This window comes from Streptomyces sp., from assembly GCF_019510245.1.
In the GTDB taxonomy this organism is placed as follows: Bacteria; Actinomycetota; Actinomycetes; order Streptomycetales; family Streptomycetaceae; genus Streptomyces.
In genome coordinates this window covers 1-9,452 of the sequence record NZ_JAEKKT010000357.1, presented here as the reverse complement: position 1 = coordinate 9,452, position 9,452 = coordinate 1, and the positions used below count along the sequence as shown (strand labels likewise).

The 9,452-nt window shown below is 69.0% G+C and carries 7 protein-coding genes and 1 pseudogene; 5 read left to right on the top strand and 3 right to left on the bottom strand.

Annotated elements, in window-relative coordinates; all coding sequences use genetic code 11:
* The 3 genes from JF597_RS51440 to JF597_RS51430 all read left to right on the top strand — a co-directional run.
* On the top strand, positions 1 to 491 hold a 491-nt coding region (locus JF597_RS51440; RefSeq protein ID WP_294013506.1), incomplete at its 5' end, for a WYL domain-containing protein.
* 207 nt (positions 492 to 698) lie between these two features.
* Entirely contained in the window at positions 699 to 1,223 is a 525-nt protein-coding gene (locus JF597_RS51435; RefSeq protein WP_069759847.1) for a hypothetical protein, read from the top strand.
* A 192-nt stretch (positions 1,224 to 1,415) separates the two neighbouring features.
* Complete coding sequence (locus tag JF597_RS51430; protein WP_176742365.1) at positions 1,416 to 1,565, top strand: hypothetical protein; 150 nt, start codon at positions 1,416 to 1,418, stop codon at positions 1,563 to 1,565.
* 73 nt (positions 1,566 to 1,638) lie between these two features.
* Here the strand turns inward: JF597_RS51430 and JF597_RS51425 are convergent, their stop codons facing one another.
* Together JF597_RS51425 and JF597_RS51420 are read right to left on the bottom strand one after the other, a co-directional pair.
* Positions 1,639 to 3,657, bottom strand: a complete 2,019-nt coding sequence (locus tag JF597_RS51425; RefSeq protein WP_294013495.1) for a non-reducing end alpha-L-arabinofuranosidase family hydrolase — start codon at positions 3,655 to 3,657, stop codon at positions 1,639 to 1,641.
* Positions 3,658 to 3,712: 55 nt separating this feature from the next.
* Positions 3,713 to 5,282, bottom strand: a pseudogene (locus tag JF597_RS51420) (family 43 glycosylhydrolase).
* A 363-nt stretch (positions 5,283 to 5,645) separates the two neighbouring features.
* On the opposite strand from JF597_RS51420, the gene JF597_RS51415 reads away from it, so the two are divergent.
* Positions 5,646 to 7,292 (top strand): RICIN domain-containing protein, encoded by a 1,647-nt coding sequence (locus tag JF597_RS51415; protein ID WP_294013492.1) that lies wholly within the window; start codon positions 5,646 to 5,648, stop codon positions 7,290 to 7,292.
* 62 nt (positions 7,293 to 7,354) lie between these two features.
* The gene (locus JF597_RS51410; RefSeq protein WP_294013489.1) at positions 7,355 to 8,509 is read left to right on the top strand and encodes a cellulose binding domain-containing protein; all 1,155 of its coding nucleotides are present in this window, start codon (positions 7,355 to 7,357) and stop codon (positions 8,507 to 8,509) included.
* Positions 8,510 to 8,531: 22 nt separating this feature from the next.
* Here the strand turns inward: JF597_RS51410 and JF597_RS51405 are convergent.
* Positions 8,532 to 9,452, bottom strand: a 921-nt coding sequence (locus JF597_RS51405) for an RICIN domain-containing protein (RefSeq protein ID WP_294013486.1), incomplete at its 5' end; no start/stop codon positions are given.

The following is a 9,452-nucleotide window of genomic DNA, read 5'->3' as shown; positions in this document are numbered from 1 at the left end:
TGCTGGTCACCTACCGCAGCGAGTCCGGCAACGAGTGGGAGGCCGAGGTGGACCCCTTGGCGGTCGTCGTCCGCTACGGCCGCTGGTACCTCCTGTGCCACTCCCACCGCGCGGACGCGATCCGCACCTACCGGATCGACCGGGTACGCGCGGTCCGGGAAACCACCCACGGTTTCGAGGTGCCCGACGGCCTCGACCCGGTGGCGGCGCTGGAGGAGAACCTGGGCAAGGGGTGGGAGTTTCCCACGCGGGTGGCGTTCGACGCCCCGATGGCCGAGGTGCTGCCGTCGATCCGCCCGCCGATGGGACGGCTCGAACCGTCGGGAGACGGGTGCGTGCTCGTCGGCAGCACGAGGAACCCGACGATGTACGCGCAGGAGTGGCTGGCTCAGCTGCCGCTCGCCTTCCGTGTCGAGGGCGGGCAGGAACTGCGCGCGGCGGTGCAGGCACTCGCCGCGCGTTTCACCGCCGCCGTGACGGACGAGCCCTGAGCGTTCCTCGCGAACAGGTCCTCCTGCGAGGCCCGACAACCAAGTCCTGGCCATGACTTGCTCTCCGTCAGTCCCGTCGTAATCAAACATTCAAGAAAGGGTTCTCCGTGACCGGCAAAAGGGTCTACCCGCATAGACGACTCGGATGCTGTCATGCTCACGACCGCCCGGAACTCCTGCCGGGCACCCCTCCGGGAGACCCCCCCCATGCCCCGAATATCCCGCTCCCTGGTCACCGCCCTCTCCTCCCTGGCCCTCGCCGCCGCCGGACTCACGGTCGCAGCCGGCACCGCGCACGCCCAGAGCTGCAGCCAGGACTACCTCCCCCTGCCCGACCCGAGTTGCCAGCCCGGCGACTTCAACCCGGACGTCACCCAGTCCACCATCGGCTCCACCATCTGCGTCTCCGGGTGGACCGCGACCGTCCGGCCGTCCAGCTCCTACACCACCGCGCTGAAGAAGACACAGATCGTCGAGTACGGCTACACGGACACCAGCACCTCGGACTACGAGGAGGACCACTTCGTCCCCCTGGAACTCGGCGGTTCTCCCAAGAGCGCGCTGAACCTCTGGCCCGAGCCGGAGTACGGCACCAAGACCGCCGCCAACAAGGACACCGTCGAGAACAAGCTCAAGAAGGCCGTCTGCGCCGGCACTGTCACCCTCGCCGACGCACAGGACGCGATCGTCACGGACTGGACGACCGCCCTGTCGGACCTCGGCCTGAGCTGATCCCGTCCGCTCGACGCAGGGGCCGGTCTCCTCCTGCGGGAGCAGCCGGCCCCTCTCGGCGTGGCGCCTGTCGTGCCGGAGCCGTTTCGCACGGGGCGGCGACAGGGGTGGGACGGCGGGTGCGGGGTAACCGCGTCTGTACGAAGGCCTTGTCGTGCAGGAGTTGTCGTCGACCTTCTCAGGAGGACAGTCGTGCCTGGCATGTTGGAGAAGATCAAGCAGTTCAGCAGGAGCCCGCAGGGGCGACGTGCCGCCGAGCAGGTGCGCCGTGCCTCGGCCGATCCGCGTCGCCGAGCCCAGGCCCGGCAGCTGCTCGGCAGGCTCCGGGGACGGGGCCACTGAATCGACGTGCGGGGCCACGACCCGTACCGCGCCTCACCCCGATGGGCCCCGCACACCGTGCGGGCCCCCACTGTCAGCAGGTCGAGTTGCTCTGGGTGAGCAGGCCCAGCCGCCACGGCAGGTTGTTGTAGTCGCCGCCGGCGTTGGGGTCCTTCCCCTGGTACAGGTACTGGAGCTTGCAGGCCGGGATGGTGAGCGTCTGGTCGTAGCCCGCGCGGATCATCTCACCGTGACTGATGTCCCGGGTCCAGCCACCGGCGGGGAACGTCACGTTGCCCGACTTCGCGAACGGGTTGCTCTCGGACGCGGCCAGGGGTGACCAGGAGCCGGCGAGGCTGCTCGCGGTCCAGGAGCGGAAGTAGCGCCGGCCGTCCGAGCCGATGGCCTCGACGAGGAGCAGGTATTGGTTGCTGCCCTGCACCTTGTACACGTTGCTCGCCTCGAACAGGGCGTACTTGGAGTCCTGCGCCGCGATGACGGTGTTGGTGAACCCGTTCGGGAACTGTCCGGCAGTGGTCTGGGAGCGGTAGAGGTGGCCGTTGTCGTCGGAGGAGAACAGGTAGCAGTTGGCGCTGTCGCAGATCACCCACATGTCGACCCAGTAGCCGTTGCCGATGTTCTGCCTGATGATGTCCGGCATCGACGAGTAGAAGTTGCGCGGTGCGCTCCACCCGTTGGGGTTGCTGATGTCGGGGTTCGTCGAGTACGAGGCGTTGCCGGTCTGGTAGACGAGGTACCACAGGCGCTGCTGTGTGTTGTAGAAGACCTGGGGCGCGGCCCGGTACCCGGCGCCGATGGCGGTGCGGTCCAGGTAGTGGTGCGTGGCCGAGCCCGCCTGGGACCAGTCGGAGAAGCTCAGGTACACCAGGTTGTACCCGGCCGAGCTCGCGGTGCTCGCGAACACGTGGTACTTGCCGTTGTAGTAGACGACCGACGGGTCCTTGATCCCCGCGATGTTGTGCGTGGAGTCCGGCTTCGGCGCGATCAGCGGGCCGCTCGAACTCCAGCGGAAGGACGAGGGGAGTGCCGCGGCGGACCGGGGTGTACGGGAGCCCGTCCGCGGTGCCGCGGCGCTGCCGCCCAACGCCGTGAGCGTCGACTGGTAGGCGGGCTTCTTGTTGCCGTTGCGGTCGAAGAGCAGTGGGTTCTCGCCGCTGCGCCAGGAGTCGCTGTCGCGGATGCCCCAGACGGTGATGCCGGTGCAGCGCGCCACGTTCATGCAGGCCCGCATCGTGTTCGCGTACGCGGCTGTCGGCGCCTGCGCGATGTCCAGTTCGGTGATCTGGACGTCCACGCCGAGCGCGGCGAAGTTGGACAGGGTGGTCTGGAAGCCGGCCGGTGGTCCGCCCGCCCCGAAGTGGGACTGGAGGCCGACACAGTCGATGGGCACGCCGCGCGCCTTGAAGTCGCGCACCATGCGGTAGACGCCCTGGGTCTTGGCGTCGCTCCAGTTCTCGATGTTGTAGTCGTTGTAGCAGAGCTTGGCCGACGGGTCCGCCGACCGCGCGGTGCGGAAGGCCTCCTCGACGAAGCCGGTGCCGAGTACGTCCCGGAAGACCGAGCTGCGCATCTGGCCGCTGCCCCCGTCGGCGAAGGCCTCGTTGACCACGTCCCAGGCGTAGACCTTGCCCCGGTAGTGGTTCGCCACCTGGGTGATGTGGTTGTTCATCACGCTGCGCAGGGTGTTGGCGTCCCTGATGGAGCTGACCCAGCTGGGCAGTTGCTGGTGCCAGACCAGAGTGTGTCCGCGCAGGCGCTGCCCGTGCGCCGCGGCCCGGTTGGCGATCTGGTCGCCGGGGCCGAAGTTGAACGAGCCGCGGGAGCGCTCGACCGTGTCCCACTTCATCTCGTTCTCGGGCGTGACCGAGTTGAACTCACGGTCCAGGATCCCGGTGTACGTGCCGTCGCCGAGCCGTCCGGCGGCCACGGCGGCACCGAAGTACCGTCCGGACTGGGCCGCCTGGGCGCCCAGCGTGGAGGCGCGGACGTCGTCGGGCGCGGCGCTCGCGGCGCCGGGGGTGACCAGGGCGGCCACGGCCAGCAGGGATAACACCGAGGCTCGACGACGGCCGAGCCGCTTCAGCGGGTTCATGGTTCTCCTCGTACGGTCGGGTGGGGGGTTGCGCCGTGCGATCGGAGGGATGGGATCAGGGCGTCGACAGTTCGAACCGCAGGACGCGGACCGCACCGCCGAGTGCCTGGGTGGCGTGGTTGAAGAGGGCGAATCGGTGGCCCATGAAGAAACGCCAGTCGTTTCCCAGGGACAAGGGGGGCCCGAGCCGCGCCCGGGCGGATGTCCGCGCTCGCCCGCAGCCAGATGACGCCCTGGGACAGCGGCGCGCTCGCGAGTTCGGAGCCGGTGCCGGTGGTGTTCCAACTGCCGTCCATGGTGAGCCCGTTGACCATCGCCACCCGGGTCGTCCCGCCGTCGCGCCTGAGGCCGATCCACGCGGAGGAGTCACGCAGCAGCGCGAGTCCTGCCCGGTCGCCGTCGCGCATCGCCGAGTGGTCGATCCGGACCGTGGCGGTGGAGGTGGGGCCCTGGATGCGGTGGGTGAGCGTGTTGCGGGCCCAGTACAGGTCGTTGGTGACGGTCGCGGTCCGCAGGGTCAGGCCGTTGCCGGCCGACCACTTGGTGTTGTCCGGGTTGTGGTTCCACTCCCACCTCGGATTGAGGGCCGTGTGGTCGAAGGTGTCCACGCCGGTCATGGGGGTGACCTGGCGGGGCGGGGTGGGCACGGCGGGGCGGGGATACGACGCGCCCCAGGCGCCGTTCACCAGTTGGACCACGGGCCAGCCGTCCGAGGTCCAGCCGACCGGTGCGAGGACCGGTACCCGGCCGCCGGGATAGGCGTCCACGAAGGCCATGTAGTACCAGGCGCCACCCTGGGTCTGCACCAGCCCGCCCTGGTGCGGGACACCGCCGCCGGAGATCGGCCCGCGCAGGTCGAGGAGGACCTGTCGCATCGTGTACGGACCGAAGGGGCCGCCCGACGATTTCAAGATGTACTGGCCGTTGGCAGGGCGGGTCAGGAAGATGTAGTACTGCCCGTTGATCTTGTAGAAGCGTGAGCCCTCAAGGGTGCCGACACTCGACGGTGTGGTGAACACCTGCTGGGTGCGGACCTGGTTGCGGCCGTCGGGCGAGAGCTGGGCCACGCTGATGGTGGTGTTGCCGTACGCCACGTACAGGGTGTCGTCGGTGTCGACGAGCAGCCCCGCGTCGTAGTACGGGGTGCTGATCGTCGTCAGTCTGCTCCACGGCCCCTCGGCGGCGGTGGCGGTGTAGACGTATGTCCTGGCGAAGTCGATCTGGCCGAGCCAGTAGAACGTCCTCTTGCTCGGACGGTAGGCCAGTGAGGACGCCCAGATCCCTCTGACGTAGCCGCGGGCGCCGTTCAGGTCGTACTTGGCGCCGAAGTCCAGGACGGGCACAGAATGACCGGCGATCTCCCAGTTCACGAGGTCGTACGAACGCAGGACGGGTGCGCCCGGTGAGTAGTGCATCGTCGAGGCAGAGGCGTAGTAGGTGCCGCCGACGCGGATGACGTCGATGTCCGCGAAGTCCTGCCAGATCACCGGGTTCGTGTACTGCGCGGGGGCCGCGGAAGCGGCGATGGGGGAGGGTCCCACCAGAGACAGGAAGCCACCGGCGACCAGGCCGCCGGTGGCGGTCAGTGCCTGGCGGCGATCCATGAATTGGCGAGGACATGACATATCCATGTGTCGTTCTCTCTGCGAGGGAGCGCTGTGGGGGCGAGGCTGTCCTGCTCGTTCGAGAGTGCGAACGTCGACTGACGCGTCGAGCAACCAGGATGATATGCGCCTGACACATCCCGTCAATGCCTCTCGCACGATTCGCTGTTGGCGCCGAAAGGTTTCGATGATCTGGGCCCTCCGGGTGCGCCGAAGTGAACGGGAGGCCGCCCGTCAGGTGTTGACATGTACTGGATCCTCCCTAGCATCCGTACAGCCGACGATCCGAAACTCGACCGAAATTTCGAACTGCAGACGGATGTCATGTACCTGATATGGGACCAGTCAGCGTGGTTTCATCCACTGTCTTGAAAGGAGTCACCGGTGCCCCGACCCTCAGGCAGACGACTGCTCCGCGTCCTCGCGGCCACCGCGCTGGCCGTCACCGCGTCCCTGACGGCTTCCGCCCACTCCACCGCTTCGGCCGCTCCCGGCAGCCCCGCACTCACCCCGCCCCTGGGCTGGAACAGCTGGAACAGCTTCGGGTGCGGGATCACCGAGGCACAGGTCCGCCAGGCCGCCGACGCGATGGTCTCCTCGGGCATGCGGGACGCCGGTTACCGGTACGTGGTGGTCGACGACTGCTGGTTCGACCCGCAGCGTGACGCGGCAGGCAACCTGCGGGCCAGTCCGGCCAAGTTCCCGAGCGGGATGAAGGCGCTCGGGGACTACATCCACGGCAAGGGCCTGAAGTTCGGCATCTACCAGGTGCCGGGAGAACGCACCTGCGCACAGACCAGCGGCGCCTATCCGGGATCGACGGGCAGCAGGGGGCACGAGGCCCAGGACGCCGCGACGTTCGCCTCGTGGGGCGTCGACTACCTCAAGTACGACTGGTGCTCCTCCAGCGGCACCCGCGACGAGCAGGTCGCGCGCTTCTCGCTGATGCGTGACGCCCTGCGAGCCACCGGACGGCCGATCGTCTACAGCATCAACCCCAACAGCTTCCACGCCATCACCGGCGCCACGTACAACTGGGGAGAGGTCGCCGACCTGTGGCGGACGACCGAGGACCTGCTCGACATCTGGCAGAACGGCAACAGCAACAGCTACCCGATGGGCGTCGGCAACGTCCTGGACATCACCGCGCCGTTGGCGGCCCAGTCGGGCCCGGGACACTGGAACGACCCCGACATGCTGGTCGTGGGCCGCCCCGGCCTGTCGCTCACCGAGTCCCGCTCCCACTTCGCCCTGTGGGCGCTGCTGGCCGCACCGCTCATGGCCGGCAACGACATCCGCACCATGTCCGCCGACGTGAGCGCCATCCTGCGCAACCCGCGGCTGCTGGCGGTGAACCAGGATCCGCTGGGCGCCGGCGGGCGCAGGGTGCGCGACGACGGCAGCACCGAGGTGTTCGCCAAGCCCCTGTCCGACGGCTCGGTCGCCGTGGGCCTGTTCAACCGGGGAGGCGGCACCGCGACCCTCACCACCACGGCCGCGCAAGTCGGCCTGTCCGGCGGGTCGTTCACCCTGACGGACCTGTGGACCGGCGGTACCGCCGGCACGTCCGGGCAGATCTCGGCGAGCGTCCCCGCGCACGGCGTGGCCGTGTTCCGGGTGACCGGTGGCAGCCCGGTGGCCGCCACCACCTCGCGACTGCGCGGCAACGCCTCCGCCCGTTGCCTGGACGTGGACAACGCCTCCACCGCGGCCGGAGCCACCGCACTGCTCTGGGACTGCCACACGGCCGCCAACCAGCTGTGGACCACATGGGCCGGCGGCGAGATCCGTGTCTACGGCGACAAGTGCCTGGACGCCTACGACCAGGGCACCTCCAACGGCACCCGTGTCATCACCTGGCCCTGCAACGGCCAGGACAACCAGAAGTGGACCATCGGCTCCGACGGGACGGTCCGCAACGTCCACGCCGGGCTGTGCCTCGACGCCGACCAGTCAGGCACCGCCAACGGAACGCCGCTGGTCCTGTGGACCTGCACCGGGCAGGCCGGCCAGAAGTGGACCCGCGCGTGAAGGGACGTCGCGCTCCTGTTCCACCACCAGGAAAGCACCGACCGGACAAGGGGAGTCGCACGATGACAAGCGCACGGTTCCGCTTATGGCACGCCGTTGTGGCGGTGCTGCTCGTGCTGGCCACGGGAGGCTCGGCACTGGCCGCCGGCCGTGGCGGGAACGCCACGCTCACCGCCTCCGCAACAGCCGCCCCGACCGCGGGATGCGGCAAGGCCCCCACGCTGACCAGCGGTACGTACACGATCCAGAGCGGCGGCAAGAACCGCAGTTTCATCCTGAAGGTCCCGGACGGCTACGACCGCGATCACGCCTACCGGCTGGTCCTCGGATTCCACTGGCTGGGCGGCACCTCCACCGACGTCGCCACCGGCCGCACGGTGGAAACGGGCACCTGGGCCTACTACGGGCTGCAGCGACTGGCGAACAACAGCGCCGTCTTCGTGGCACCACAAGGCCTCAACAACGGCTGGGCCAACTCCGGCGGAGAGGACGTCGCCTTCGTCGACGACATCCTCCGGCGGATCGAGGCGGACCTGTGCGTCGACACCACCCAGCGCTTCGCCCTCGGCTTCAGCTACGGCGCCGCCATGTCGTACGCCCTCGCATGCGCCCGCGCGACGGTCTTCCGCGCGGTCGCGGTGCAGAGCGGCGGGCAGCTCAGCGGATGCAGCGGCGGAACCCAGCCCATCGCCTACCTCGGAGTTCACGGCCTCAGGGACAACGTCCTCGCCATCTCCGGCGGACGGGCGATGCGGGACACGTTCGTCAGGAACAACGGCTGCACCCCCCAGAACCCGCCCGAACCCGCCCAGGGCAGCCTGACGCACTGGGTGCCGGGAGAGGTGTGGAAGTTCTTCACGCAGTTCCAGACCTCCGACCCGTCACCGGGCACCGCCACCTGCCGGGTCACCGACACCGTCAGCGCGTGGAACAGCGGCCTGACCTCGAACATCACCATCACCAACACCGGCACCACCGCGATCGACGGCTGGTCCCTGGTCTTCACCCTGCCCGGCGGCCAGGCCATCACCTCCGGCTGGAACGCGGACTACTCACCCGCCTCCGGCCAGGTCACGGCCAGGCACCTCTCCCACAACGCCACCATCGCGCCGGGCGCGTCCGTCGGCATCGGCTTCCAGGCCGTCCACGCCGGTGACACGGCCGCGCCGGGCTCCTATACGCTCAACGGCAACACCTGTGCCGTATCGGGGAGTTGACGGAACCGACCGCAGAGGGCGGCTACACGGCCGTGAACGTCCACAGCAGGTTGGCGCTGCTGTCATAGGTCCACTGCTTGGTCACGGAGCCCGAGGCGACGTTGCCGCCGCCGTCGAGGACCAGGCCGGTGGTGCGGTTGGCGATCGAGTAGCGGTCGCCGCCCCGGTGGGTGATCGTCCACTGCTGGTTGGTGCCGCCGTTCCAGGGAGCCTGCCGGGCCGGGGAGCCGTCCTCGGTGGCGCCCCATCCGTCGGCGACCATGCCGTTCGTGCGGTTGACCAGCCTGTAGTAGCCGTCTCCGACAGCCTCCGCATGCCACTGCAGGTTCGAACTGCCGTCCCACGTCCACTGCTTGAGGTTGGAGCCGGAGGCGACGTCGCCGCCGCTGTCCAGCGCGAGACCGTCGGTGGCGTTGACGATCCGGAAGTATGTCGCCGGGTTGAACTGGACCCTCACGGAGGTGATCCGGTCGTTGTTGCCGGTGACCCTGAGGTCGGGGTTGTCGGCCGTGAACGTCCACGAGGTTCCGGTGAAGTCGTCGCCGGAGTAGCCGATCAGCTGGTAGCCGGGGGCCGGCCGGAGGGAGGAGAGGGTGCCGGGCCCCACCCCGGCGGCGCTCAGGTCCGCCGCGGTGTGGTCGCCGACGGTGAGCACGGCGGCCTTGCCGGTGTAGCCGACGTCCGTGAAGACGACGGCGCCGGCGAGCGGCCGCAGACCGGGGACCGGGCCGGAGAAGGCGAGCTTCAGCACGTAGGCGTTGGCGCTGTAGGGCGCCGAGGACGGCAGGGCGACGGTGAGGCCGGAGTCGTTCTGGGTGGGCGTGGGCAGGTCGATGTAGGTGCCGGCGGTGGAACCGAGGAGCTTGACCGAGGTCAGCGACGAGAGGTTGATCCGGTCCGAGCCGAGGGTCTTGATCGTCAGTGAGCTGCCGGGCCAGCCCAG

Bases quoted from the DNA above. Each gene is read 5' to 3' on its own strand.
- JF597_RS51435 (WP_069759847.1), top strand. From the start codon at position 699: ATGCCCCGAATATCCCGCTCCCTGGTCACCGCCCTCTCCTCCCTGGCC.
- JF597_RS51425 (WP_294013495.1), bottom strand. From the start codon at position 3,657: ATGAACCCGCTGAAGCGGCTCGGCCGTCGTCGAGCCTCGGTGTTATCC.
- JF597_RS51410 (WP_294013489.1), top strand. From the start codon at position 7,355: ATGACAAGCGCACGGTTCCGCTTATGGCACGCCGTTGTGGCGGTGCTG.